The following is a 26,070-nucleotide window of genomic DNA, read 5'->3' on the forward strand; positions in this document are numbered from 1 at the left end:
TTGTACGATTTTAATTTGTCATTGAAAATTACGCCGCTAAACACGAATGAAAATATCATCTAAAGAGCAAATAGGTCATAACTATTTTGGCACAATTTATGTTACGAAGAATTTACTTTTATTAAAATTATCACCTAATTCTTCACATTACTATTTGGTACTGATAGAATTTACAACTGATTAAAACATAAAGGAGAAAAAAATGGGATTCCTAATTGATTTTATTTTACATATCGATGCACATATCATTCAAATTGTTAATACATTTGGTAATTGGTCTTACATATTACTCTTTCTAGTAATCTTTATTGAGACGGGAGCAGTCATTTTACCTTTCCTCCCTGGTGACTCACTTTTATTTGCTGCAGCGGCACTCTCTGCAAATCCACAGTATCACTTAAGCATTGAAATCTTTACTCTTGCTTTTCTAATTGCTTGTATCAGCGGTGACTCTCTCAACTTTTTCATTGGTCGTCGTCTTTCTAAAACCTTATCCAAACACAAATGGTTTAACAAACTGATTGACCAAAAAAGTCTTCACAAAACTGAAAGATTCTTTGAACGCCATGGTGCTCCCGCTATTATTCTTGCCCGCTATATGCCAATCATTAGAACATTTGCTCCGTTCGCAGCTGCCGGATCTGGCTTCCCATATCGCCGGTTCATAAAATACAATCTTATTGCTTGTGTCTCATGGGTCTTCATCTGTTGTGGTGCTGGTTACTTCTTTGGTAACCTGCCCTTCGTTCAAGAACACTTCTCACTAATCATCATTGCAATCATTGTGGTTACCTTGATTCCGGCTGTCGTTGGTGCAATTAAATCTAAGCTAGCTCCGACGGAAGAAGAAATTGATTAATAGCTTAGTGATCCAAATAATAACTAATATTAAGAATAAAGTTAAAGCTAACCAAAATAACAAATAATGTATAAAGTAATTCTCTGTCAAAATTAATATAATTGGATCGGCTTTCGGATCAAACACCCAATCATTGTTTTGAAAAACAATCTCATGAAAGTGTAAAAAGCTATCCTGAAAACTAGCTAGAAATAAACACGTTAAAACACTAATTAAAATTAAAGCTTGTTCAAAAAGAGGTACCAGTCGCCACAACTGGTACCTCTTTTTTTCATAATAATAGAAAAAAAACAATAAACAACAATCCACAAACCATTGTTATCAATTCGCCAGCTTGTGTCAGGTAATGGACATCCACAAAGTGTTGAATTGCCGACGTTGACATCGGTATTTGATCAAACTCAAACTTCTTCTTTGTAAAACTCATTAAGTAAATAACTAGTATTTTGCTTATTCTTTAATAATTCTACCTTTTTTTGTGCAATGTAATCAACTTCGCGCAATAAGATGGGTGTCCCAAAAGGTAAATGCTGATCGAGTAGATCTAATTCAGGAGCATCTATTCCAACATTAATGTTATTTGCACTTGGCACCATGTAATGATGAATATGCCCATGCAGATTTACAATCTGAGGAGCGATCCCCATCATCATTGGATAATGTGTCATATACAATTGCTGATGATTATATTTAATCAGCTTCCCCACATCATGAAATTCAAACTTTGGATGACCAGCAACTTGATAATTATGACTAGCTAAAAACTTAAACAAATCACGTCGGTCATGATTGCCCTTAATTAATACTAATCGACCATTGAGTTCCCGTAAAACAGATAACACTTGCTGATCTCCAACGCGTGGTGGTTTTGTATAGTTAACTGCAATATCACCCAAATGATAAACAATATCATCATTGGTAACTCGGGAGTTCCAATTATTAATAATGGCCTTATTCATCTCATCTACTGAATCAAATGGGCGCGGAGCAAAATTATCGATACCTAATAAGTGTTCATCGAAAAAATGCGTATCCGACACAACATACATCATTTTAACCACATTCCTTATTTTGAAGTTAGTTTGAATAAACAACAACGAGGCTGAGTTGACCTCAGCCCCGTTTATCATTGCTTATTTAGCTGCTTTTCGCAACCGTTCAATATCCTTAACAATCATTAATTCTTCGTTAGTTGGGATCAGAAGAACTTTAATTTTAGCGTCATCACTCGAAATATCACGTTCAACTCCGCGAACATCATTCTTCTTTGGATCAACACCAACCCCAAAGAATGAAAGCCGATCCGCGATGGTTTGACGGAATTCCTTGTCATTTTCACCTACACCAGCAGTAAAGACAATCGCATCCGCACCATTCAATTCTGCTAAGTATGAACCAATGTATTTGACAACTGTATTTTCGTCAATATCCAACGCTAACTGAGCTCGTTGATTTCCTTTATCTGCTACCGCTTGAACATCACGCATATCACTAGAAACCCCTGAAATTCCCAATAGCCCAGATTTATGGTTGAGAATATCAATCATCTCATCACTATCAATGTTCAGCTTATGCTCCATAAAGTTGACCAAAGATGGATCAACATCTCCAGAACGGGTTGCCATGGTAATCCCTGCTAAAGGTGAAAAGCCCATCGAAGTATCAAACGACTTTCCATTTTTAATCGCCGTGATTGAAGCACCAGCACCTAAGTGACAAGTGATTAACTTCAGTTTATCTAATGGTTTGCCTAACATTTCTGCTGCTCGTTGGGCAACATACCGGTGACTAGTACCGTGGGCACCATAGCGACGGGCACCATACTTTTCATACCATTCATAAGGAACACTGTATAGAGCATTCATCTTTGGCATATCTGAATGGAATGAAGTATCAAATACTGCAACTGCAAAGGCATCCGGTAAAACCTTCTTAAAAGCCTTAATCCCTTCCAATTCAGCAGGGTTATGTAGTGGAGCATATTCAGATAACTCATCAATCTTCTTCATGACGTCATCATCAATCACTGCTGAATCCTTAAAGAATTCACCACCAGCCACAATGCGATGGCCAACTGCGGTAATTTCATCATATGTTTGAACAATCTTTAGAGAAATTAATTGGTCTAATAAATATTGGACTGCTTCTCCATGATCAGCAAATTTCCGCTCATCTTCATGAACTTGACCATCACCAAACTTAATTTTGGCATGGCCTTTATCCATCCCAATTCGTTCAATCAATCCTTCTGCCACAACATTTTCGCTTGGCATATCAAAAAGCTTAAACTTAACTGTTGAGCTACCAGCGTTAACTGCAATTGTTTTTGACATCTTCTTATCTCCTTATCTGTTCAAACTAGTCTTAACCCATTGATTAATTTCCGTCATAAAGCTACGAAAAGCACGTTGATCCTTAATTGACGGGAATGTTCCCAATAAAACTTGTTTAGCTTGGTATGCACCACTACCGTGATTTTGCAAAATCAAAATAGATTTTTGTGCTTCGGCGTTCCTAAACATGTCTGTTGGAAGGTTAATAAACCCTTGTAAAAATGCTACTGAATGAATCCATTTTACGAAATTCTCAGATTCCTTAGTTTTAAATAAATCACTCGGCACTACAAAGAAAGCAAACCCACCCGGCACTAAGTAATTCATCGTATGTTCAATCAAAAGGTGATGAACATACGAATGACCAGACGCCGCTTTAGTTTGATAATTCTTCGCATTATCATCTAACGGGTAATAACCAATTGGCAAATCAGCAACCGCCAAATCTACTTGTGGGACATCTAAATTAGAAATCGCGTCTTGATGGATTAATTGGAGCGGCAAGCCTTGCAGTTCACTGCTAACACTAGCTGCCGCGAGCATTGATTCATCATTATCAATTCCATATCCCTGAACAGGTTGTTTACTAACCTTGGCAAGATAATTCATCACCGTCGTCAATAAATTACCGGTCCCCACAACTGGATCTAAAATTGTGGATGGTTGATCTAATCCAACAATTTGTTCGATTAAGTAGGCAATCAACATTCCAATTGTATCAGGCGTCATCTGATAATTTGGTTGAATTGTATCCTTTTGAATAACCTTCAATAAACTAAGCTGAAGAAGCCGTCGGACCGTTTCGGATGATTGATGAGGCAAATCTAGTTGCTTATAAATGGTTTCCAGTTCCTTAACCGTTGTTGGTTTTGGTAAACCATCTTCGACCCGAACTTTACCGCCATCAATGATATTCTCTGCATTTTCCAAATAGGCATCTAAATACGAGCAATCTAAATCAGACTGAATTAACTCCGTAGCGTGATCAAATTGTTCAAATAACTGCTCAGGTGTCTTTTGCATTCCAAACCGCCGCTCCTTTCATGGATAAATTCACAATCTTAAGTTTACCTATTACCAGAAAGAAATTCAAGTTGGCTCAAATAATAACTTTAATGTTCTCACCATTTTTCATCGTAACTGACCAGTTACTTTGTGAAATTTTAGTCGTCCATCCATAGTTAAACTGGCTATCATGCTCTGTCGACAGTTTTACCATGCTCTCCGCAATTAATTGATTCGTTAGTTTCATATTAATCATCCGCTGACGCTTCAAATAATATTGGTAACCAGTCATTGTGCCACAAAGAACTCCTAAAACCACCATTGACATCAATAATGCACTACCGTTCCTGTTGAAAACTAATTTTCGCATTCTTCTCTTCTCCATTATCTAATTTGCAACTCACCGTTACACTATTCGGTTCGCTTTTATAGAAAGTAAGACTATAAGGTTCATAATTCACTAAAAGCGGCATATACCCACCCTGCATTGTTTTAAGATAGACCGCCTTCTTGCCACCAAGTAAAAAATAATTTTCCCCATTAACTATACTGTTCAATTCTAGGCAACTACTCGTCACTTTTACTAAGCGAAATTTGTAGGCAGGATCTTCGACCCGCTTCAAAAATAAATACCAGTCCGTTGTATCTTTCCATGAATGTGTGTTCAACTTACTAGCCATTGGTATCACAAACTGAATTAGACTACTAATCATTACCAATACTAATAGACTGACGATGCATTCTAAAATGGTGAAACCGTTTCTCTTTAACACTTTTTTATCTCCAGAATGGTCTGTTGGTCCTTAGAGACGATAACACTGCCATTTTTTTGTCTCAATTGATAGTCTGATTGATATCCAATATTTCCTGTATACAAATATTCCTTACAAAGTCGTGCCGCTACTAACCGCTCTTCCAACTGCCGATTTGAACACAACATCGAATGCGCAGTGATGACAAAAAAAGTTACCCCGGTAATTAAAACACCCAATGCTAATAGATGTTCACCGAGCAAAAAGCCGTTTCTTTTCAAGACGATATCCCCCTCCCGCCATTTGAATACGCATCAGTATTTCCTGTTGGTTTAACTGATCGATGAATTGCCAAGTTCCTGGTTGAATATATCCATTTGCTTTCATCGTTCGAGCTGGCGCTGATTGGACGCGTAACTCTTCTGGCACCCGAATTGTTCGTTCATGATTATTGCAGATAAAAACGAATTCACGATTCATCGGATCATAATTAATCGTAGTTGGTTGGTGATTGACTAATGCTGTGCTTTGACTAAATTGCCATTCCTGACGTAATTCACGCCAGAAATGATGGTGTTGCCATTGACAAATACCATTTCCTGCTGATCTTATCGTGAATAGTAGAATCATACTAACGATTCCTAACACAATCACTATCTCTCCAAAGGTGAAACCAAACCTTTTCAATTCTTCATCACCTGGCCATCTTTAATTTTTAAGCGATTCTGGTTAGCAGCTTTTACTTGCGTAATGGTCAGATAGTGCTTTTGATATAGCTGCTGAAGGTTCGTCGGTGTTTGCCCCGTTTCATTGATGTATAAATCAACCTGGGTTTGAATGACATTCACCATTGCCCTCTGATGAATTTTCGAGGCATTTTGCCGCTGTTTCGTTAAATTTGGAATCATAATTAAAATCAGTAAACTAATAATAAATAAGACAATCGACATTTCTAAAAGCGTAAATCCTTGACGACGTTTTTTCATTGGACCACCTGCATGTTTTGATAAATTGGTAACATTACTCGTAAATAAAGCAGCACAATCACGAATGCAATTACAAGGTAGATTAGCGGCTGTACAAATGTTAAACGACGTTCACATTTCCGCATTAGCCGGTTGAATAATTGATCAGCCAGCGCAGCGACCCGTTGACTTAACTGCTGATTTGATAATGCTTGTTTAAACAGTAATGATAGTTGCTCGGGAATAAAGTCAATTTGACTGACCAGCTGTGTAATTGATTCACCACGGCTAGTAATTTCTTTTAATTGATCACTGAGTTGATAAAGAAGTGAATCATGACGAAATTGGTGACAAGTTTGAATAATTCCCTGGGTTGAGATTCCCTCACCCAAGAACAGCGCTAGGTTACTACAAATATAGTAGCCATAATAATCACGCACCAATGTCCCAATTATTGGTAAATGACATTGCTGATGAACTTGTTGAAGTCGATTACTATGACAATAACGCCAATATCCAATTACCAAAATTGATATTATTCCACCTCCAAGACTTGCAAAACTTGGTGCTAAAATATTCCACACCTCATGGGAAGCTGACTGATGGAATTGATTTAATTGTGGAAATACAAATATCGTCAACATTACAATCATCCCCACCAATATGGCCAACAATACCAACGGATATTCTAAAAGGTGACGCAATTTTTTTACCTGTTCATTTCGCATCGTTAAATAATGACAGTAATGTTCAATTGTTTTCGTCATCTGTCCATGCTGTTCCGCCAGTAAAAACAAGTAATAAGTGTCCGTTGATACTAATCCTGCAACAGCTTTTGCAAAAGAATGACCACTTGCTAATGACTGCTCGACGGGCTGTAACACACTGGACCATTGCGGATACAAAATTAGCGAAAATTCAATTGCTTCACGCAAAGAAAATCCAGTGTTTAATAACTCCAATAACACTTCAAACCAACGCTGTTGTTGAGTGCGACTCCAACTATCCTTGCCAAAATTTCTGACGGTTTTTTTGAGTAATTTTGCCCTGGTCAAAAGCTGCCTGTAAGATTGCTTTCCATTCATCACCAATTTTTCCTCCCTGATTCTCTTGTAATTGATCAAAAGTCTGCAAATCAAAAATAATTCCTTGATCATCCCGGCTTATTAACGGTACTAAGCGTTGGTAACATGCCCCATGCACCGCCTGTTGGACATAATATTTTTCAATTCCCAACTGCTCTAAACGGGCGATAACTCCACTAGCACTTTGGGCATGAATTGTTGCTAGCACAACATGGCCACTTAGCGCTGCTTCAATCGCCGTTTTAGTTGTTGTCGGATCTCGAATTTCACCAATAATTAAAACTTGCGGATGGTGCCGCAATGCTAAACGCAATAATTCCGGGTATCCCATCCCTGCAACTGAATTAACTTGCAACTGAATAAAGTTCTCCTCAACAACCTCCACTGGATCTTCAATTGTCAAAACAACCGCTTGAGAATATTGCTCACGAACTAATCGATACATGGTTGTAGTCTTTCCTGACCCTATTGGCCCCGCAAAGAGGACCAATCCGGCTTGAGCAGTCATTTGCTTTAATTTTTCCCACTGTTCTGGTTTCAACATTCGATAGGATAAACTTTGCAACGGATAGATAAACCGCAATACCATTGATTCATAGCCACGGAAGTCACCAACTGTTGATAACCGAATATTAATTATCTGGTTTCGATACTGCCAACGCCAAGCACCACTCTGGGGGTCGACGGTGTTCACTAACTGCCATATTGACTTGATATTTTAAGTAAGTCATGATTCGTTGACCATCGGCCATATTCAGGTAACCAATTAAAACAACCCGATTATTGTAGTGACCCATAATTCGATATTGCTTTCCCGCCCATAATAAATAAATATCGGTAAACGATTTTTGACAAACCGTATTAAATAACCGTTGAACATATTTCTGTGGTATCATTTTTTGTTTACCTCCTCAATATTTAAAGACGGCAAAAAGGTTTCAAAAAATTAAAAAAGTCTGCCAAACTAATAAAAGTTTGACAGACTTTTGTGATTTTTTTGGGCTTTTTAAGTTAAACTAATCTTCTTCGTCTTCCGCAATGAATCCAGCTTCATAAATATCAGCCACGTCATCATTGTTTTGCAATTTCTCAATCAAATGACGGTACTGACCAACCTTGTCACTTGGCACTTCCGTCTTGTTTTCTGGAATCATTGTAACTTCAGCAGTATCTAAATCGTAACCTTTTTCTTGTAAAGCATCACGAACACTGGTCATTGAACTTGGGTCAGTGAAGATTTGGAATTTTTCATCCGAAGCTTTCATATCGTCAGCCCCAGCGTCTAAAGCATCCATTAACATATCATCTTCGCTCTTGTCTAACCCATCACGAAGAATTTCAATTAATCCTTGACGGTTAAACATGTATGAAACTGAACCACTTGCCCCAAGTGAACCACCTGAGTGAGTAAATGCAGAGCGAACTGCCGCTGCTGTCCGGTTCTTATTGTCCGTAAGGCAGAAGACCATTACGGCAACCCCACCTGGACCGTATCCTTCATAAGTGGTTTCCTCAAAGTTAGCGCCACCAGCACCAGTCGCCTTATCGATGGCCCGTTGGATGTTTTGCTTAGGCATGTTTGCAGCCCGTGCCTTATCCATCACCAGACGTAATTGAGGGTTGTTGTCGGGATCAGGGTCACCTGCTTTAGCGGCTTGGTATAAGTCACGAGAAATTTTTTGAAAGATTTTACCACGCTTAGCATCTTGGGCGTTCTTCCGTCCTTGAATGTTATGCCATTTTGAATGTCCTGACATGAACTAACTCCTCTTTTCTATTTATGATACGTAAACATTAAGATTTTACCAAATGAAGTGGTATAATTCAAGCTTTTCGCCGGTGGAAAACAAAAGCAATAATAAAAAGAAAAATCGCCAATCCAAGATCAACCATTATCATTTGCCAGCCCACTTTTAAAATAGCATGCCCAATCTCATTAATCACTTCAGAAAATGAAGCATAATCACTAGCATACCTTTCCGGTTTAATTAAGCTTAAGCCAAACGCACTCAGAATTCCACTCAGAAGTGTTATCCATCGAAAGTCTGCTATAATCGCTTTGGTAAAGACATCCCGAATAACAATCAACAATAAAACTATAATGCTAACAACCAAGCCGATAATTGATCCAATCCGTGCCACATGGATACCATTTTCCAATTTTTTGACATCCGAAGCGTTGAGGCGATTATTAATAATCGTTGACACTTGATTATTAATCGCTGAAGTCGGCACATTGTTAATTAACGAAGACGACACTCCGTATTTTGCTAAAGTATTCCCTGCACTGTTCTGAACCGCATTTGCCACGTCACTAGTATCAAGTTGAAGTGGCTTGTCCTGATATATTTGGCGGATGGCTTGTTTTAACAGCTGATTTGTTTGGGAAGTCGTAATTATATCCCCTTGAATACCGTAACCCGCCAAACTTGCATTCACATCATTTCGGACTTCCCGTACCAAACCGGAATTTGTTAATTCCTTAACCATAAATCGTTCACTCAAAACTGTGGTCTGTGCAAATGAGCAAAATAGTAGCACAATTACTGCGCAAATTCCCAACAACCGGGTTCCCCAATGACGTTTATTTTGAACTGACGAACCCTGATTAAGTTCACGAAGTTGTTTACGAGACGGCACACGAATCACCTTACTTAGTTGACTGACGATCAACGAAACCATGCTGCAAAATTACATTGCTATTTTCATCTTGTTCAGCGTCGGCTTCTGCTGTTTCTCTGTCTTCCGACATCAACTTAGTTAACAGGCGCATTGAAACTGCCCCAATATCATAAAGCGGTAACGTCACACTAGTCATCATTGGTCGGGTTACCGTTGCTAACTTAGTATCATTACCAGTAATAATTTCGAAATCATCAGGAACTGTTACCCCCCGATCATTTAATCCATTTAGCAATCCAGCGGCAATTCCATCATCACTAGAGAATACTGCTGTAACACCAGACTTCATCACCTTCTCAGCTAATGCGTAGCCTTCATCATATGAATCATGAGCTTCAAATACAAGGCTTTCATCATACTTTTGTCCGGCTGCCTTCAGAGCTGCTTGATAACCTGGAATTCGTTGCTGAGCATTAATGGTACTTGACTTACTGCCAACTACCAATGCCACCTTTTGATTCTTCTTTAATAACCGAGTAACAGCTTCCTCAGTAGCTTTCTGATAGTCAATTCGCACTGCCGGGAGTTCTTCATCGTTAGTAACTGATCCGGCCACTACGACTGGCACTGTCGAATTTTCAAATTCTTCACGTAATTCATCACTAATGTCGTGACCCATAAAGATAATTCCATCCACTTGCTTGGCAAACATGCTCCGGACCACTTGGAGGGCTTTTTTATCATCCGCGTCAGAATTCGTCAATATCATATTGTACTTGTACATCGTAGCAATATCATCAATTCCTAGTGCTAATTCTGCAAAGTAATCATTAGTAATGTCTGGAATGACAACCCCCACTGTCGTAGTCTTTTTGCTAGCTAAACCACGTGCCACTGCATTTGGCCGGTAATTAAGCTTCTTAATTACTTCTAAAACCTTCTTCCGGGTATCTGGTTTAACATTTGGATTACCGTTGACAACTCGCGAAACGGTTGCCATTGAAACATGTGCTTCATTTGCCACTGTATAAATGGTAATTGTTTGTTTTTCCATAATATAAGCCCTTTCTTCTTTGATATGACTTGTTTTCATATCTTTTTTCATTACAGAAGAATATACCAAAAAAACTACTAAAGTTCAAACTTTATAACTAAAGATTATGATTCAAGCTCTTTAAGCCCGTTTTCAATGTAAACATTGTAAAACTAAAACGGGCTGCAGTACCCGGTCAAACCAAGTTCTGCAACCCGTTATAAAATTTTTTCGCTCAACTTCTACTTTTGACTTGTCTGATCGATAATAATATCGTCATTGTCATCCTTATGAGCATTTTTTAACGCCTCACGAATGTCAGCTGTTTGTTCATCAAAATCATCACTAACGAAATGATTAGTAAATCTATCCTTTTGATCATTAACTGCAGCCTTAAGATTACTCATTTTATCAGCTGCTCCTTCACCATAATCATGAAGCATTGCATCAGCAATATCTAATGCATTTAAGGTGTAGTCAGTTACAACATCCATTGCTGTATAAACACTGTCAGAAACTTTTGCCTTGATCCGCTTTTGCTGTTGATCATCTAACGAAGCCCAAGCTGCTAGCCCTGCGAGACTACCAAACGCAATCCCAGTCAGAAATTTTTTACCCATTTCAAAGTCCTCCTAGATTAATTATTCCTTTGCTGACGACGATTTTTAAAACGATGGAATAAGCCTAAAGCTGCCGCTTGACTAATGTTCGATACGACTTTGGAAACGGTACTACGCTGACTCCGTCTGGTATTAATCTTTTCAATCAAATTACGGGAGGCATCATTCACATCGGAAACACTTTGGCCAACATCTGCAATTGCTTGAACTGCAGGGGTAAGCATTTCTGCTTTATCATTGACATCTGTCAATAATTCATTCGTATTGTTTAGAACATTATCAAGTTCATTAGTTAGATCATTAACATTATTGGCAAGATTAGCTAAATTTTTGACAACCTTCGTTAGGAACCAGCCAATCCAGATTACTAAAATTAAGAATGCAATTGCTGCAATTAAAGCAGCTGTTTGTCCAACTGTCATTTTGCTCCTCCTTACTTTCCTTGTTCAAAGGATATCACGAATACAAAATTCGGGCAAACCATTGCTTTTTTCGCATTTTCTGATATGATACTAGCAATACAAACACTTTTTAAAAAGTGACAAAATTATTTGATGAGGATGACTTAATTTAATGAATTCACAACTCACAACCTATTCCAAGCACTTTCAAAAAACGATTACTGACATCAATTGGTTTCACATTGGTGACAACATTATTCATAAGTTCAGTACACTAGTGTTTGCCACGGTCGTCTTCGCAATTATTTTATGGGTGGGTAAGTGGATCATTAACTCCATTTTTCAACAAACGAAGCGAATTGAAATCCTCGGTGGCTTTAAACGTGCTGCCACTTTTCGGGCGCTATCTTTGAATATTTTCCGATATACAACTTACTTTTGTTACTTATATGCGGTCCTGTCAATTATTGGCGTTCCGGTAGGCACCCTAATTGCTGGGGCAGGGATTTTCAGTATTGCCCTTGGTTTAGGGGCCCAAGGTTTCGTTAGTGATGTTGTAAATGGTTTCTTCATCTTATTAGAGGAACAATTGGATGTTGGTGACCTGGTTGAGATCAATCAAATTAAAGGAACCGTAAACGCAATTGGTTTGCGCACAACAAAGTTGTTGAGCCCTGATGGAACTCTTAATTTCATTCCTAACCGATCTATCAATATTATTAAGAATTATTCCCGTCATGCCCACCTGGTCAATATTGACTTAAATATTCCAGTGGATGCAGATTTAGAAAAAGTCAAACAAATCATAACAAAGGAGAATCAAGAAATGATGCAGACCGAGCAAGCCGAGCTAGTGGCAACGCCAGAAATTATTGGACCAGTCGACGTTAATGGTAAAGTAGTTTTCCGCGTTGCCGTAAATATGCCAACCAACAATCAAGCCAAAATCACCGCAAAATTATTGAGTGCCTACCTGAAAGCACTTGCTCGGGGAGGCATTCATCTAGCTGAATAGGAGATGAATACCATGACCGTGAAAATGATTGTTACGGATATGGATGGAACATTTTTAAACGACCATCATTCTTATAACCATAACTTATTTGCTTATGCTTTCGCTCTGATGCGAGCGCGGGGAATTAAATTTGTCCTCGCCAGTGGTTCAAGTTATCCGCGACTACGACGTGACTTTTTTGAATTCAAGGATCATTTAGGTTTTATTTCACAAAATGGTTCAGTCACTCACGTGGGGAATCGTTTAATTGACTACATCCCACTTACTCCACATGATTTAAATAGTCTTTTATTTGTCCTGCACCGAACTTCCTTGACTGACTTCATTGATCAACTAGTTGTTTCTGGGGTTCATGGTTCATACGTTGATGCTTCCATGAGTGATGATGACTTTAACCGAATGAAAATTTACTACGAAAAAATCACTCGGGTCCCATCATTATTAAACGTTTTTCAAACATTCCCAGATGAAATCTTCACCAAAATTACGATTTGCTTTTCCCATTCTTTAAACTTGGATGACATTCACGCCAAATTAGATAACCATCTACCAGCCAATTTGTTAATGGAAAATTCCGGTTATAACTGTGAATTAATTGGTAATGCCTTGGCAACTAAACGGAATGCCATCCAAACTTTGCAAAACATTTATGGTATCAAAGATCCAAACGAAATTGTAACTTTTGGTGATAACGAAAATGATCTCGGTATGTTGTCAATGACCCGAAACAGCTTTGCGATGGCTAACGCTGCTGACCACATTAAGTTTCAAGCTGCTCACACGACCGCTGTTTCAAATAATGATGATGGTGTTTTAGCAACCATCATGAATATTCTTGATATGAAGTTGCCCCTCCAAGTTGCCCAATAAAATAAACCGCCTCATCATTCTCGGACTACCGAATGATGAGGCGGTTTTGATCTTAACCACGTTTAAACGTAAATTTTAATTTTGGCACTGGTTGTAAATGACGATCATAATACTGAACATGAAAGCTTGCTTTCGTGGCTTCAACAACCGCAAAGGTTCCACCAATTCCAACATACTCACCACGTGGAAAACTAATGCTTCCCGGGTTTATAAAAAGTCGCTGATCACGTTCAGTCACTGCTAATTGATGCGTATGCCCATATGCAACAATGTCAGCATTAGTTTCTTGAGCGAGCAGTAGCAACGGTGTTAGGGTCGTATTAACTTGATAAAGATGTCCATGGGTGACTGTCACAACCTGATCATCAATTTGACGAGTAATTACTGACGGATAATCAAATCCCCAATCAGTATTACCAATCACGGTTGCATAATTCTTCATGACTGGCGTTGATGGTGCCAGATTTGAATCTCCACAATGGAAAATACCGTCGACCCGGTCACCAAATTGCGTTACAATCTCGTGAAGGATTTCTTCATCACCATGATTATCACTTACAAAAAGAACCTTCATTACTGTCGCCACCAATCATTAAAATCCTTCATAAATGCGGTTAATGCTCGTCTCCGATGACTAACTGCATTTTTTTGTTCATCAGTCAACGTCGCCATTGCACAACCCAGTTCGTCAACATAAAACAGAGGATCATATCCAAATCCATTCTCTCCCTGCGGGTTACGTAAAATATGACCATCAACTCGACCGTGGGCAACCAATTTAGCTCCATTGGGTTTTAACCCCACAATCGTGGTATGAAAATGTGCCGTTCGATACAAATCATCCACACCGGCTAACTCACGTAATAATTTTTTATTATTAGCCAGATCATCATGATCACCAGCATATCGCGCCGAATGAACTCCCGGTGCGCCCCGTAAAAAATCAACCATTAATCCAGAATCATCAGCTAATACTGGCAATCCCAATTTTTTAACCGCCGCTTGAGCCTTGATGAAAGCATTTTGCTCGAAAGTCTGCCCATTTTCATTAATTGGACATTCTGGAAAATCAGCTAGGGTTCTGGTTTGAATACCAACTGGTTCTAACATTTCAGCATACTCACGCGCCTTACCCAAATTTTTCGTTGCAATTACAATTGTCTTCATCATTAGTCTCCCGGAATATCAACATGCTCACACGTAAAATGATCTCCAGGGAGCCACTTTTCAGCACCCGTTTGTAATTCCTGGAAATCACCCGTACTATATAGTTTCATCGTTCCCGGTTGGTCACTGCTAGTTAGTTGATCAGCTTCCGTCAACATTTGCTTCGCAGTTTTGACCGTTTCTAGTGCGGGATCAACTAATTTCACATCTGGCAGTAAATTGCTAATTTCCTTCGCCAAGAATGGAAAGTGTGTACATCCCAGTACCAGGACATCTACTGGCTGTTTTTTAAAAATCGCCAATTGCTCATTGACAACTTCTTGTGCTTTCGGTGTGCCAACCTCATTGTGTTCAACCACACTTACCATCGGTTGTGCGGCCTTTGGAATGACCGTGACATCTGGATTTAATTCATGAATCGTTTTCGGGTAGGCACCGGCCTTAATCGTTCCCTCAGTTGCGGTCACCCCAATCCGAGCATGTTTAGGCTGCGCTAAAGCAGCTTCTGCCCCCGGCTTAATCACACCAATTACTGGAATTGGTAATTCTTTTTGTAAAGTTGGTAATGACGCCGCAGTCGCGGTATTGCATGCAATGATCATCATCTTAATATCATAGGTCATTAAATACCTACCAATATTTAATGCCAGTTGACATACATTTTCTTGTGTCCGTACCCCATAAGGGAAATGACCCTGATCACCAACAAAAACGATTGATTCATTTGGTAATTGTTCCCGAATAATGCGGATGACCGATAAACCACCGAGTCCAGAATCCATAACACCAATTGGTCGATTATCCATTGTAGTGCCTCCTTAAATTAGACAAATTAGATTAAATGACATATTCAACTTTATTATATCGTTATTATATCGTTATTTAAAAAGAATTACTAATTCTGTGCACTTTTGTTTATGAATTGGTTATAATGATAAATGATTTGAAAATGGAAGGATTACGTTTAGAATGACTCAAAAACGTTACGATCAATTAATAAATAGCCAGCGCGGCTTTGTAACTGCCACCATGCGTGATGTAATCTTACCTGCCCTATTAGGCAAGGAAACGGATGGGATCCTTTACTGGATTGGGAAAGATTTGGCCCGTGAATACCCCGTCGCCTCAATTGACGACCTAGTTTTACTTACTCACCAACTGGGTTTTGGCAGTTTACAGTTAATCAAGGACTCCCCGCTCCAACATACCTTTAAATTAAGTGGTCCGGAAGTAACTGAGCGCTTAGCGATTGACAAAGAAAAAACCTCGTTTACTTTAGAAGCTGGCTTTATTGCTCAAGAACTAGAATTCCAACTGGGCACTATTACTGAAGCGGAAGTAGAAAGTATTAAGCATAAGGAAGTCCGCATTTTTGCCCAAAATGATCCACAAAAATTAAGTGATCAAGAGGAAACTGAAATTGCTTCGTTTATTAAACTCAAACGCCCACAGGATCAACATAAATAATAAAAATAATGGCTCAGAGTTCAGTATCAAGAACTCTGAGCCATTATTATATTCAGAAACATATGAACACTACATGTATTGCTCAAGCACCTTTTGCAGCTGTTCCTTCGAGTGGTAACCAATTACCTTATCCACGACTTCACCATCTTTTTTGATCATCAGCGTCGGAATACTCATGATCTGGAATTTTTTGGCGGTATCTGGATTTTGATCAACATCTAACTTAAAGAAACTAACTTGATCTGCCATCGTTTCTGATAGATTTTCAACTACTGGTGATTGCATGCGACATGGACCACACCAAGTTGCCCAAAAATCAATCAAAACCAGGCCTTTTGCAGTATCTTGTTCAAAACTTTGATCCGTTGTTACGTTAACTGCCATTTGTAATTCCTCCTTAAATCGAATTGTTATCTCTATTTTACCAGAAGAAATTGTAAAAACAATCAAAAATACTTACTTATTCAAAGTAAACAATTGTAGCACCATCACCACCATTTGAAGGTGAAGCATATTCAAATGACTTTACTCGTGGATTACTCCGTAGATATTCCTGAGTTCCTTTGCGAATTGCTCCCGTTCCCTTACCATGAATAATCGTGACGCTTGGTAAGTTATTCAACAACGCATGATCAATAAAACTAGACAAGTTTGCCATTGCTGGTTCGTATCGTTGACCACGTAAGTCTAACCGTGCAGATGTCCGTCGAGTTTGAACTGTCCGGACTCGTTTTGGCTTTACAACTTGTTCTTTCTCCGCTTGGGCAAGGACCTTTGAAGAAACCTTTTCTAGATCACGTTCATCAATCGCCATTTTGAGAATTCCCAGTTGAACCTCCCATTGATGCTTACCGCGTTTAGCGATTAAAGTGCCGACTTGACCATATGATTTTACTTTAACCGCATCACCAATCTTTAAGTTATGTTTCTGCTTAGCTCGTTGTAAAACTTTATTCCGTTTCAAACGCGGATCACGATGCAAAGCATTTAATTGTCCTTGCGCATCAATTAATTCATTTTCCTTAATTTGAGTTCCCCGCTGAACTTCCATTTGACGTAAGTGGTGAATGATCCGATCTGCCTTCCGTTTCGCATCCGCAACCTGATGGTTGGCTTGCATCCGCGCCTTTTCATAAAGATCATCCCGCTGTTCATTGAACCGATTCAATTTTTGTTCTAAATCGGTCGCTTTTTGTTGATTTTCCGCAACCAATTTGGCTAACCGTTCCTGATTTTCACGTGCCTGTTTTCGTTGCTCAACTAACTCACCAATCATTGCATTCAGTTTCTGGCTATCATCTTTAACTAACGACTGCGCATCATTTATCACCGTGGATGCTAATCCCAGTCGTTGCGCAATTGCAATCCCATTCGACTGACCTGGAACTCCCAGCATTAGCCGATAAGTGGGCTGAAATGTATCCACGTCAAACTCCATGCTAGCATTAATAGTCTGTGGACGTTCAAATCCATATACCTTTAATTCAGGGTAGTGAGTCGTAATCACGACTTCACTTCCCACCTGTTGGATTTGGTTAAGGATCGCCATCGCCAATGCGGCCCCTTCTTTCGGGTCAGTACCCGCTCCTAATTCATCCAGTAGAACTAAGGACCGCTCCGTGATCTGTTCTAATATTCTTTTGACATTTTCCATATGACCAGAAAAGGTAGAAAGATTTTGCTCCAGTGATTGCTCATCACCAATATCCGCAAACACATTATCAAAGATTGTGATTTGACTACCTTCATTTGCCGGTATGAAAAAGCCCGATTGTCCCATTAGCTGAATTAACCCTAAAGTTTTTAAGGTAATGGTTTTACCACCAGTGTTCGGTCCCGTAATAACGATTGTCCGGTATTGGTCTCCTAATTGGATATCATTAGGCACGACCCGTTGTGGATCAATTAACGGATGCCGTGCTTGACGTAGATTAATTAATCCATCGTCATTGATAACGGGCAGCGTCGCGTGCATTTTCGTAGCTAACCGGGCCTTGGCGTTTACGAAGTCCAGATGACCTAACAGACGTTCATTGTTAGCAATTTCTTTTCGGTAAGGCGCAATTAACGCAGATAACTCAGCCAGTACCCGTCGAACCTCTTGACGTTCTTCAATTTGTGCTTGTCGCAGTCGATTGTTAATTTCCACCACGTTCTGCGGTTCAATATAGAGCGTTTGTCCACTGGCACTTTGGTCATGAACAACGCCACCAAAGCGACTTCGATAATGAGCTTCAACTGGAATCACATAGCGATCATTGCGCATTGTAATAATCGTGTCACTCAAGTATTTAGCTTCTCGTCCCCGGGTATACTTTTCCAATGCTTGCCGAATCTCCGTCTCCGTTGTTGCAATTAATTGACGTAATCCATGCAACTTACTCGAAGCTTCATCCTTCACTCGGCCATCTTCATCAACTGATTTTAATAGGCGTTTCGTTACCTCCGGGATGGTTACTAACTGTTCAACCACCTGATAGAGCCGTCGTAAATCAATCTGATCATCACGCAAACGATCGAAGAAATTATTCATCGCTAAAGTCGTCTGTAATACTTTAGCAATTTGTGCCAATTCTGTTCCGTTGAGGCTTGCTTGAACCCGTAGCCGTTTCAATTGGGGACGAATATTTGCTAATGCCGGCACTGGAATTGGTCCCACAATTCGGTTAATATCCGCTGCATCCGTGGTTTCCTCAACCATAGTTTGAACAGTCTTCAAATCAGTTTGAGGGACCAGCTGTTCGAGCTCTTCTTGTCCAGCTGCACTTGCCAAAAATGGCACTGCCATGTGTTTTAATCGTTGATATTCTAATATTTCTAAAATTTTGTTATTCATAATTACTCTCCTACATAAACCAGTGTAGTGCACTTTCCGCTAAAATAGGGGTCTTCAAAATAATCCATTGTGCAAGTCCAGAATTTGCTAGTTGATTCTGCCACCAAACAGCTGGCCACATTTGAAAAATAATGAGCACCATAAAAATAATCAGATAACCTAAAAGGACATCCAGTAAACCGCCAGCCCATCCATTAATAGTTCCTAAGACCGGCACTTTTTTGAGAAAATTAACACGTTTTAATAACCACCGGCTAAAAAAAGTAATGCCATAAAAAATAATAATAAATGCAATCCCATTATAAAAAAACTGATTGCTGCTGACCGTTAGGACACCTGAAGCTGAGCCACCGGTCGCGGGCACATCCTGATTACCAATTGATGGTAAAATACTACTGAGGATCATCCCTAACGACTTCGCCCCCAAACGGGCTACTACCCACCCAATAAAATAGGTGATCGTCGAAATAACTAGGGCAATCAGGCCGCGTTTACGACCATTGATCCAACAACCAAGTAATATTAATAAGATGATCAGATTAATAATCATACTTCCACATCCATTTCAAACTAAAGGAGTTATCGATAATGACCGAAGTTTTAAAAGTTACTCCCACCAAATTAAACCAGATCGCTAATCATTATACTACTCATACAGCTCATCAAAAATTACCAAAGGGAACTAAATTTATGGCTAAACTCCCTGGGGTCACCATTACCGGATACCAGTCTGGCAAAGTCATGTTTCAAGGAAAATTAGCTTCCCAGGAAGCTTCCCAATGGCAAGCGGCTGCTGTCTCCACAAACGAAGTCTATCCACAAATGAAATCCGCCAACGATTTACCAACCAACTTCAGTCAATTAGCGGTCCTGGGTTCTGACGAGGTGGGTACCGGAAGCTACTTTGGCCCCTTAACCACCGCAGCCGTTTTTGTTGATCAAGATCACCTAGCTTCCTTGCGTAAGTTGGGGGTTGAAGATTCCAAAAAGCTTTCCGACCCAACCATTATTAAAATTGCCAAACAAATTATGGCGCAATGTCCTTACCACGTCGTGAATGTGAAACCGCAAGACTATAACCGGCTAATCCGTAAATATAATCAGGCCCAACTAAAGGCCATTTGCCATAACTTTGTTCTCGGAAAAGTCCTTAACCAAATTGCGCCAGTCCAACCCGCAGCAATTCTAATCGACCAGTTTGTACAACCGTCTACCTATTTCCGCTATGTTCGTGATCAATCGCCAATCATTGATAAACACGTTTTCTTTAAAGAAAAGGGAGAAAGCTACCATTTAGCCGTAGCAGCAGCTTCGATTGTGGCACGTTATATTTCGCTCCAAACGATGGACGATTTATCAGCTCGCGCCGGAATAACCTTACCAATTGGTGCCGGTCTCAAAGTCGATCAAGTTGCAGCTCAACTGCTGAAACAAGGACAGGATCTAAATAATTTTGCTAAGCTTCACTTTGCCAATACTAAAAAGGCAATCAAGTTGGCTCGTCAATAAACATTTAACCCAAAACGGACCAGATGCAAACGAACTCCAAAGTCAGATTTTTCCGGCTCTGGAGTTCGCTTTATTTTGGAATCATTCATCAGTAACTAACTAAATTTGATTCATTTCATTATTAAACATTGAAGTTACCATCATCATCAATAAACGTGTTGATAACTTCTTGAACCATTTCCCATTCCTGATCACTCTCAATGGGTAGTAATTGAACTTCATCATCTTCATCCTCTGTCGGACGCATTTCGAACGCTTGAACATTTACTTCTTCAGCATTTTCTTGATCGACTGGGTAAAGACAAATGTACCATTTATCAGAATGATCAGCTTGGAAACGTAACGCTTCCTTATATAACTCCTCATTCCCCTTTTCATCGATCAGAGTAAAGGTTTCACCACGATCTTCTGGTTGAATTCTTGCCATCTTGTTACCTCACAATTCTTGAACTAGTTTACCGTGCCGGTCCAAATAATTTTGCAGGATCAAACTCGCTGCTAATTCATCAATTACCTTTTTTTGCTTGCGTCGTGACACATCGGCCTCTTCCACTAACATCCGGTGTGCTTGAACAGTAGTCAGCCGTTCATCTTGAAAATCAATTGGTAATTTGGGGAACCGTTGCCGTAGCAATTCGCCATAATGACGTGATGCTTCAACACGTGGTCCTTCAGTATTATTCATGTTTTTAGGTAAGCCCAATACAAAGCCTGCTACTTGACGAGCTTGGACTAGTTCAGCAATCCGGTCAATTCCAAAAATTTCATTTTCTTCATCAATCGGAATAATCTCCACTGCTTGAGCAGTCCATCCTAAGGGATCGCTTTCAGCCACCCCAACTGTTTTTGAACCAACATCTAACCCTAATAGCCGCATTACTTTTGTGCCTCATTACTAGTTAGATATGAACGCACCAGTTCTTCAATAATCTCATCCCGTTCGTGTTCACGAATTAGGTTCCGAGCATTATTCAGCCGTGGAATGTAAGCAGGATCTCCTGATAAAAGGTACCCAACAATTTGATTGATGGGATTATAGCCCTTTTCTTCAAGTGCATTGTAAACCGTCTTTAATGTTTCCTTAACGTTCTTTTCGTGTTGTTCATCAAAGTTAAAGAACATCGTTTCATCATTTGCCATTCGGGTAACCTCCCCTTTTTATTCTAATGTTCAAATTATACCATATCTAAATTATAAAAGGGACGTGGTCATTAATTCATCCCCGTCCCTGATTCAATTATTGATTTAAATAGTCGTTAGCTTGTTGCAAAGCTTGTTTGATACCAGCAGGATTTTTCCCACCTGCTTGTGCTAAGGTTGGTCGGCCACCGCCACCACCGTTAATGGCAGGAGCAATCGCCTTAATCAAATCGCCTGCTTTAACTTTTTTAGCCTTCGTATCGCTAACTGCAACCAATAAGTTAGCCTTGTCACCATTGGCCGTTGCTAACACCAAGAAATCAGATTGGCCCTTAGCTCGCCATTGGTCGGCTAATTGTCGTAATTGTCCCATCCCAGCAACATTCAATTCTGCTGCAATCAATCGACCCTGCTTGGTGTCTTGAACATCATCAAACACTTGTGATGCCTGTTGAGCAGCAATCTTTGCTTGGAGGTTGGCGTTATCTTTTTCCAAATCCTTTAACTGCGTCTGCAGTTCTTGAACCCGATGAGGAACTTCCTTTTCTTGGCTAACCTTTAATTCATTAGCGACTGTATCTAAAAGATCAGTTCGTTCTTGCATAAATTTAAAGGCATCACTACCAGTAACGGCTTCAATCCGTCGAATTCCCGCACCAACCCCAGCTTCTGAAACAATCTTGAACAGTCCTAATTCATTCGTATTTTGAACATGATCACCACCACAAAATTCGGTGTTGTAGTCGCCAATCTTGACTACCCGGACCTTATCACCATACTTGTCAGAGAAGAGGGCAATAGCACCCATTTCCTTAGCTGAGTCAATATCGGTTTCCACCGTGGTGACTGGAATTTCCTTCCAGATTTGATCATTTACCATTTTTTCAACTGCTTTTAAATCTTCAGCAGTGACCTGTCCAAAGTGGTTAAAATCAAACCGTAAGTAATGCTCTTCAACAAGTGAACCTGCTTGTTGCGTATGACCACCTAGAACGTTCCGTAACGCCTGATCTAAGAGGTGGGTTGCCGTATGGTTCTTTTCAATCTTAAGGTGACGAATCCGATCAACAACTAAACGGTACTTAGCCCCCAGTTTAATTGGTGCGGTCAGCTTAACCCGGTGAAGATTCTGCTGGTGAGGAGCATGTTGGACGTCTACAACTCGGCCCACTTGATGACCATAATTGTCAATAATGTCACCAGTATCGGCCACTTGGCCACCCATTTCAGCATAGAATGGCGTTACATCAAAAATCACTTCAATATCATCCGCTTGGGGGTCAGCTTCTTGGACGTGCTGACCATCCGCAGTTAGACCAATGATCTTAGCATTCTCGACACTCAATTGGTGATAACCAACGTATTTGCTTGGTTCCGTAAAATCAGTCCAAACATCTGTCTGCACACCCATTCCGTTATCAATATCACGAGCATTTCTGGCCCGATTTTGTTGTTCAGTCATGGCAGCTTCAAATCCTGATTGATCAACAGTTAACCCTTCATCACTGGCATATTCTTTGGTCAATTCAATTGGGAAGCCATAAGTATCATATAATTTAAAGGCCGTCTTCCCGTCAATTTCATTCGTGCCATTTTGCTTGGCATCATCAATGACGTTATTTAGCAGATTTAACCCACCGTTCAACGTTGTACTAAACCGTTCTTCCTCTGACTTAATTACGGAGGCGATGTAGTCAGCATTCTCTAACACATCTGGATAGTAATCCTTCATAATCTCGCCCACTGTTGGTACCATCTTGGCCAAGAATGGTTCGTCAATTCCGAGCTTTTTACCAGTAACTACTGCTCGCCGCAGTAAACGCCGAATAACGTATCCACGACCCATGTTGGATGGTAAGGCACCATCACCGATCGCAAAAGTAATTGTCCGAATATGATCGGCGATAATCTTAAATTGGACATCATCGGCAGCATTTTGTCCATACTGCTTATTTTGGCTAAACGTCTCCGTCTGCTTAATCAATGGCATAAAGAGGTCCGTTTCAAAATTAGTTGGGGCATTTTCAAAAATTGAAACTACCCGTTCCAAACCCATCCCCGTATCAATGTTCTTATGTGGTAGTGGTTCATAAGTATCCTCAGGAGTATGGTTGAATTGACTGAAAACAATGTTCCAAATCTCTAAGTAACGTTCATTTTCGCCACCGGGATAATTTTCTGGATCATCTTCAGCAACATTGTTCATTTCCTGACCACGGTCATAGAAGATTTCAGTATCCGGGCCAGAAGGACCCTGACCAATATCCCAGAAATTATCCTTATTCTGAATCAGATGATTTTCTGGCACTCCGGCTGCCCGCCAGTAATTGTAAGCATCATGATCCTTTGGGTAGTAAGTAACGTATAGCTTTTCTGGATCAAAACCAAACCATTCATCACTGGTTAATAATTCCCAGGCCCATGGAATAACTTCTTTCTTGAAGTAATCACCTACGGAAAAGTTGCCAAGCATTTCAAACATTGTGTGGTGACGGGCTGTTTTACCAACATTTTCAATATCATTGGTTCGAATACTCTTTTGCGAACTGGTCATTCGTGGGTTGTCCGGTACCACTTTACCATCAAAGTACTTTTTCATTGTGGCCACACCAGAGTTAATCCACAATAGAGTCGGGTCATCAACCGGCACTAATGAGCGACTTGGCATTTCCTTATGACCATGCTGGATAAAGAAGTCTAGATACATCCGTCGCACTTGCGCACTATTTAATTTCTTCAGCTTTTTCATTTGTCTCTCTTCCTCCAAAAGAAAAACCATCCCTGCATACAGAGACGCCGAAAGCGCGGTACCACTCTGTTTGCAACGATGGATCGTTAACCTCTTTTGATTCCCAAGCGGGATTTATTCACTTATCTTACTGGGGAGCAATAAACAATCTTCAGAATCCCTTTCACCAACCAGGATCTCTCTAAGCATTCCAATCATCTACCATGTCCCAGACGGATTTTATTATAACTTTCTCAATGCATAAAATCAACGGCCTAATGACTGCTTTTTCCTTTCGGCCCGGTGCTGACGTTGACGCGCCCGCTTGGCCTTTCGAATTTTATGACGTTGCTCTTGCTTTGCCTGTTGTCGTGCCTCTTCTTTAATTTTATTTCGAATCCGCTTTTTATAACCAGGCTTAACCTTCTTCTTGGTTTTTTTGACAAACCCCTTCATCGTCGGATCAAGGGCCTTCTTACGACGTTTATAACCGCGTCGTCGATTTCGATCATAGGTGGTTTTGACTCGGCCATTGCTGAGTACCTTCGGAATGAACTTAATTCCCCGTTCTTCTAACTTGGCAATTAAATCATCTTCATAAGGTGCATACAGTGTAATTGCCGTCCCATGAAGGTTGCCCCGGCCGGTTCGGCCGACCCGGTGAATAAAATATTCTAAATCGCTTGGAATATCATCATTGATCACTAGCGAGACACCCTCAATGTCAATTCCGCGAGCTGCTAGATCAGTGGCCACCACATATTGAAAGTCTAAGTTACGGACTTGGCGCATCATCTTTTTACGTTCCCGTGGTTCGAGTCCCCCGTGAATAAGCGCTACTTTCAGGCCCTGTTCTGTTAGGTAATGATAAATCTCCGTTGCCCGTTCCCGAGTATTGGCGAATACTAATGCCAAGAAAGGTTCACCCATCGTCAGTAATTCGTAAATCAGTGAATTTTTATCACGACCCTTAGTAGACATTAACCAGTTTTCCACATTCGGATTAATCACCGTTTCGGTGGGAATCTCTTCCACTACTGGGTTCTCCAAATACTTCTTTAAAAATGGACGTAAGCCAACTGGAATGGTAGCGGAAAAGACCATCATTTGTAGTTTTTCTGGAAAGTGCCCAGCAATCTGGTCCACCTGTTCCAAGAAGCCCATATCCAGAGTCATATCAGCTTCATCAATCACAAATTGCGTTGCTAAATGAATGTCTAGCGCTCCTGAATTAATCAAGTCTAAAATTCTTCCTGGTGTTCCAATGACCAATTGGGGTTGTTTCCGCTTTAATTGTTCAATTTGATGTTCTTTATCCGTCCCACCAACGTAATTATGAATCGTCAATGGTTCTGGAGCAAACTTGTTTAACTGTTTGGCAGCATTATAAGTTTGAGTAGCCAATTCACGGCTCGGCGCAGTCACAACCGCCTGTACCCTTTGTTCATTCACGTCCATCATTGAAAAAATGGGCAGTAAAAACGCATGTGTTTTACCTGAACCAGTTTGCGATTGGCCAACGACATTTTCACCCTTTAACACTTCCGGAATCACTCGTTCTTGAACTGGAGTTGGCTGAACAAAATTAATGGACTTTGACTTTAACGCAGTCAGCAGCCAAGGTTTTAATTTAAAATCAGCAAACGTTGTTGTCATAATATCC

The 26,070-nt window shown here is 40.1% G+C and carries 34 protein-coding genes; 5 read left to right on the forward strand and 29 right to left on the reverse strand.

The genetic code is table 11. The features are described from left to right. The first annotated feature begins 202 nt into the window (after positions 1 to 202). The gene (locus tag HMPREF0501_RS05065) at positions 203 to 859 is read left to right on the forward strand and encodes a VTT domain-containing protein (protein ID WP_006916808.1); all 657 of its coding nucleotides are present in this window, start codon (positions 203 to 205) and stop codon (positions 857 to 859) included. On the opposite strand, the gene HMPREF0501_RS09365 is transcribed toward HMPREF0501_RS05065, so the two are convergent. The 18 genes from HMPREF0501_RS09365 to HMPREF0501_RS05140 form a co-directional block, all read right to left on the reverse strand. Continuing rightward, entirely contained in the window at positions 830 to 1,168 is a 339-nt protein-coding gene (locus HMPREF0501_RS09365; RefSeq protein WP_081443420.1) for a DUF1461 domain-containing protein, read from the reverse strand. The two genes, HMPREF0501_RS05065 and HMPREF0501_RS09365, sit on opposite strands and share 30 nt — an antisense overlap. Further along, positions 1,131 to 1,286, reverse strand: coding sequence for a DUF1461 domain-containing protein (locus HMPREF0501_RS09370; RefSeq protein ID WP_081443421.1), 156 nt, complete (start codon positions 1,284 to 1,286; stop codon positions 1,131 to 1,133). Before HMPREF0501_RS09370 ends, HMPREF0501_RS09365 begins: the two co-directional genes overlap by 38 nt. After that, the gene (locus HMPREF0501_RS05070; RefSeq protein WP_006916809.1) at positions 1,261 to 1,911 is read right to left on the reverse strand and encodes a metallophosphoesterase family protein; all 651 of its coding nucleotides are present in this window, start codon (positions 1,909 to 1,911) and stop codon (positions 1,261 to 1,263) included. Before HMPREF0501_RS05070 ends, HMPREF0501_RS09370 begins: the two co-directional genes overlap by 26 nt. A gap of 81 nt (positions 1,912 to 1,992) precedes the next feature. Further along, positions 1,993 to 3,192 carry an acetate/propionate family kinase gene (locus HMPREF0501_RS05075; RefSeq protein ID WP_006916810.1) on the reverse strand — a complete coding sequence of 400 codons (1,200 nt, stop codon included), beginning with the start codon at positions 3,190 to 3,192 and terminating at the stop codon, positions 1,993 to 1,995. Positions 3,193 to 3,204: 12 nt separating this feature from the next. Next, positions 3,205 to 4,215, reverse strand: coding sequence for a class I SAM-dependent methyltransferase (locus HMPREF0501_RS05080; protein WP_081443422.1), 1,011 nt, complete (start codon positions 4,213 to 4,215; stop codon positions 3,205 to 3,207). Between the two features lie 76 nt (positions 4,216 to 4,291). After that, the gene (locus tag HMPREF0501_RS05085; protein WP_040455951.1) at positions 4,292 to 4,567 is read right to left on the reverse strand and encodes a hypothetical protein; all 276 of its coding nucleotides are present in this window, start codon (positions 4,565 to 4,567) and stop codon (positions 4,292 to 4,294) included. Continuing rightward, complete coding sequence (locus HMPREF0501_RS05090; protein ID WP_040455954.1) at positions 4,536 to 4,970, reverse strand: competence type IV pilus minor pilin ComGF; 435 nt, start codon at positions 4,968 to 4,970, stop codon at positions 4,536 to 4,538. Before HMPREF0501_RS05090 ends, HMPREF0501_RS05085 begins: the two co-directional genes overlap by 32 nt. Then, the gene (locus HMPREF0501_RS05095; protein WP_006916814.1) at positions 4,964 to 5,230 is read right to left on the reverse strand and encodes a hypothetical protein; all 267 of its coding nucleotides are present in this window, start codon (positions 5,228 to 5,230) and stop codon (positions 4,964 to 4,966) included. The genes HMPREF0501_RS05090 and HMPREF0501_RS05095 overlap by 7 nt, the downstream gene beginning before the upstream one ends. Then, positions 5,202 to 5,597, reverse strand: a complete 396-nt coding sequence (locus tag HMPREF0501_RS05100) for a hypothetical protein (RefSeq protein WP_204365201.1) — start codon at positions 5,595 to 5,597, stop codon at positions 5,202 to 5,204. The genes HMPREF0501_RS05095 and HMPREF0501_RS05100 overlap by 29 nt, the downstream gene beginning before the upstream one ends. Positions 5,598 to 5,632: 35 nt before the next feature. Next, entirely contained in the window at positions 5,633 to 5,935 is a 303-nt protein-coding gene (gene comGC / locus HMPREF0501_RS05105; RefSeq protein ID WP_006916816.1) for a competence type IV pilus major pilin ComGC, read from the reverse strand. Next, positions 5,932 to 6,999, reverse strand: a complete 1,068-nt coding sequence (locus tag HMPREF0501_RS05110) for a type II secretion system F family protein (protein ID WP_081443423.1) — start codon at positions 6,997 to 6,999, stop codon at positions 5,932 to 5,934. Before HMPREF0501_RS05110 ends, comGC begins: the two co-directional genes overlap by 4 nt. After that, positions 6,917 to 7,693 (reverse strand): ATPase, T2SS/T4P/T4SS family, encoded by a 777-nt coding sequence (locus HMPREF0501_RS05115; RefSeq protein WP_006916819.1) that lies wholly within the window; start codon positions 7,691 to 7,693, stop codon positions 6,917 to 6,919. Before HMPREF0501_RS05115 ends, HMPREF0501_RS05110 begins: the two co-directional genes overlap by 83 nt. Then, positions 7,632 to 7,895 (reverse strand): hypothetical protein, encoded by a 264-nt coding sequence (locus HMPREF0501_RS09110; protein WP_081443424.1) that lies wholly within the window; start codon positions 7,893 to 7,895, stop codon positions 7,632 to 7,634. Before HMPREF0501_RS09110 ends, HMPREF0501_RS05115 begins: the two co-directional genes overlap by 62 nt. A gap of 120 nt (positions 7,896 to 8,015) precedes the next feature. Continuing rightward, the gene (locus HMPREF0501_RS05120; protein ID WP_006916821.1) at positions 8,016 to 8,756 is read right to left on the reverse strand and encodes a YebC/PmpR family DNA-binding transcriptional regulator; all 741 of its coding nucleotides are present in this window, start codon (positions 8,754 to 8,756) and stop codon (positions 8,016 to 8,018) included. 67 nt (positions 8,757 to 8,823) lie between these two features. Then, a complete protein-coding gene (locus HMPREF0501_RS05125; RefSeq protein ID WP_006916822.1) occupies positions 8,824 to 9,639 on the reverse strand; it encodes a hypothetical protein in 816 nt (271 codons plus the stop codon). A gap of 10 nt (positions 9,640 to 9,649) precedes the next feature. After that, positions 9,650 to 10,675, reverse strand: a complete 1,026-nt coding sequence (gene ccpA / locus HMPREF0501_RS05130; protein ID WP_006916823.1) for a catabolite control protein A — start codon at positions 10,673 to 10,675, stop codon at positions 9,650 to 9,652. A gap of 221 nt (positions 10,676 to 10,896) precedes the next feature. Further along, entirely contained in the window at positions 10,897 to 11,274 is a 378-nt protein-coding gene (locus HMPREF0501_RS05135) for a hypothetical protein (protein WP_006916824.1), read from the reverse strand. Positions 11,275 to 11,291: 17 nt separating this feature from the next. After that, entirely contained in the window at positions 11,292 to 11,696 is a 405-nt protein-coding gene (locus tag HMPREF0501_RS05140; protein ID WP_006916826.1) for a DUF948 domain-containing protein, read from the reverse strand. Between the two features lie 151 nt (positions 11,697 to 11,847). On the opposite strand from HMPREF0501_RS05140, the gene HMPREF0501_RS05145 reads away from it, so the two are divergent. Next, positions 11,848 to 12,690, forward strand: a complete 843-nt coding sequence (locus HMPREF0501_RS05145; RefSeq protein ID WP_006916827.1) for a mechanosensitive ion channel family protein — start codon at positions 11,848 to 11,850, stop codon at positions 12,688 to 12,690. A 12-nt stretch (positions 12,691 to 12,702) separates the two neighbouring features. Continuing rightward, entirely contained in the window at positions 12,703 to 13,560 is an 858-nt protein-coding gene (locus HMPREF0501_RS05150; RefSeq protein WP_006916828.1) for an HAD-IIB family hydrolase, read from the forward strand. Between the two features lie 52 nt (positions 13,561 to 13,612). On the opposite strand, the gene HMPREF0501_RS05155 is transcribed toward HMPREF0501_RS05150, so the two are convergent. The 3 genes from HMPREF0501_RS05155 to murI are packed head-to-tail and all read right to left on the reverse strand — an operon-like array spanning position 13,613 to position 15,533. Next, complete coding sequence (locus tag HMPREF0501_RS05155) at positions 13,613 to 14,134, reverse strand: YfcE family phosphodiesterase (protein ID WP_006916829.1); 522 nt, start codon at positions 14,132 to 14,134, stop codon at positions 13,613 to 13,615. Continuing rightward, positions 14,134 to 14,727, reverse strand: a complete 594-nt coding sequence (locus tag HMPREF0501_RS05160; protein ID WP_040455961.1) for an XTP/dITP diphosphatase — start codon at positions 14,725 to 14,727, stop codon at positions 14,134 to 14,136. The genes HMPREF0501_RS05155 and HMPREF0501_RS05160 overlap by 1 nt, the downstream gene beginning before the upstream one ends. 2 nt (positions 14,728 to 14,729) lie before the next feature. Further along, positions 14,730 to 15,533, reverse strand: a complete 804-nt coding sequence (murI, locus tag HMPREF0501_RS05165) for a glutamate racemase (RefSeq protein WP_006916830.1) — start codon at positions 15,531 to 15,533, stop codon at positions 14,730 to 14,732. 163 nt (positions 15,534 to 15,696) lie between these two features. Between murI and HMPREF0501_RS05170 the strand changes: the two genes are divergently transcribed. Further along, positions 15,697 to 16,194, forward strand: coding sequence for a DUF2507 domain-containing protein (locus tag HMPREF0501_RS05170; RefSeq protein WP_006916831.1), 498 nt, complete (start codon positions 15,697 to 15,699; stop codon positions 16,192 to 16,194). A 69-nt stretch (positions 16,195 to 16,263) separates the two neighbouring features. Here the strand turns inward: HMPREF0501_RS05170 and trxA are convergent, their stop codons facing one another. The 3 genes from trxA to HMPREF0501_RS05185 all read right to left on the reverse strand — a co-directional run bounded on the left by trxA (position 16,264) and on the right by HMPREF0501_RS05185 (position 19,580). Continuing rightward, the gene (gene trxA, locus HMPREF0501_RS05175) at positions 16,264 to 16,578 is read right to left on the reverse strand and encodes a thioredoxin (protein WP_006916832.1); all 315 of its coding nucleotides are present in this window, start codon (positions 16,576 to 16,578) and stop codon (positions 16,264 to 16,266) included. Between the two features lie 76 nt (positions 16,579 to 16,654). Continuing rightward, complete coding sequence (locus HMPREF0501_RS05180) at positions 16,655 to 19,030, reverse strand: endonuclease MutS2 (protein WP_006916833.1); 2,376 nt, start codon at positions 19,028 to 19,030, stop codon at positions 16,655 to 16,657. A 10-nt stretch (positions 19,031 to 19,040) separates the two neighbouring features. Continuing rightward, complete coding sequence (locus tag HMPREF0501_RS05185) at positions 19,041 to 19,580, reverse strand: CvpA family protein (RefSeq protein WP_006916834.1); 540 nt, start codon at positions 19,578 to 19,580, stop codon at positions 19,041 to 19,043. A gap of 38 nt (positions 19,581 to 19,618) precedes the next feature. Between HMPREF0501_RS05185 and rnhC the strand changes: the two genes are divergently transcribed. After that, positions 19,619 to 20,539 carry a ribonuclease HIII gene (gene rnhC, locus HMPREF0501_RS05190; protein WP_006916835.1) on the forward strand — a complete coding sequence of 307 codons (921 nt, stop codon included), beginning with the start codon at positions 19,619 to 19,621 and terminating at the stop codon, positions 20,537 to 20,539. Between the two features lie 121 nt (positions 20,540 to 20,660). Here the strand turns inward: rnhC and HMPREF0501_RS05195 are convergent, their stop codons facing one another. The 5 genes from HMPREF0501_RS05195 to HMPREF0501_RS05215 form a co-directional block, all read right to left on the reverse strand. Next, the gene (locus HMPREF0501_RS05195) at positions 20,661 to 20,966 is read right to left on the reverse strand and encodes a DUF1292 domain-containing protein (RefSeq protein WP_006916836.1); all 306 of its coding nucleotides are present in this window, start codon (positions 20,964 to 20,966) and stop codon (positions 20,661 to 20,663) included. A gap of 9 nt (positions 20,967 to 20,975) precedes the next feature. Then, positions 20,976 to 21,416 (reverse strand): Holliday junction resolvase RuvX, encoded by a 441-nt coding sequence (gene ruvX, locus HMPREF0501_RS05200; protein WP_006916837.1) that lies wholly within the window; start codon positions 21,414 to 21,416, stop codon positions 20,976 to 20,978. Further along, on the reverse strand, positions 21,416 to 21,679 hold the full coding sequence (locus tag HMPREF0501_RS05205; RefSeq protein ID WP_006916838.1) for an IreB family regulatory phosphoprotein: 264 nt from the start codon (positions 21,677 to 21,679) through the stop codon (positions 21,416 to 21,418). The genes ruvX and HMPREF0501_RS05205 overlap by 1 nt, the downstream gene beginning before the upstream one ends. Positions 21,680 to 21,776: 97 nt before the next feature. Then, entirely contained in the window at positions 21,777 to 24,428 is a 2,652-nt protein-coding gene (gene alaS / locus HMPREF0501_RS05210) for an alanine--tRNA ligase (protein WP_006916839.1), read from the reverse strand. 246 nt (positions 24,429 to 24,674) lie between these two features. Continuing rightward, entirely contained in the window at positions 24,675 to 26,063 is a 1,389-nt protein-coding gene (locus HMPREF0501_RS05215; RefSeq protein WP_006916840.1) for a DEAD/DEAH box helicase, read from the reverse strand. Positions 26,064 to 26,070 lie beyond the last annotated feature (7 nt).

Source organism: Limosilactobacillus coleohominis 101-4-CHN (genome assembly GCF_000161935.1).
Taxonomy (GTDB): Bacteria; Bacillota; Bacilli; order Lactobacillales; family Lactobacillaceae; genus Limosilactobacillus; species Limosilactobacillus coleohominis_A.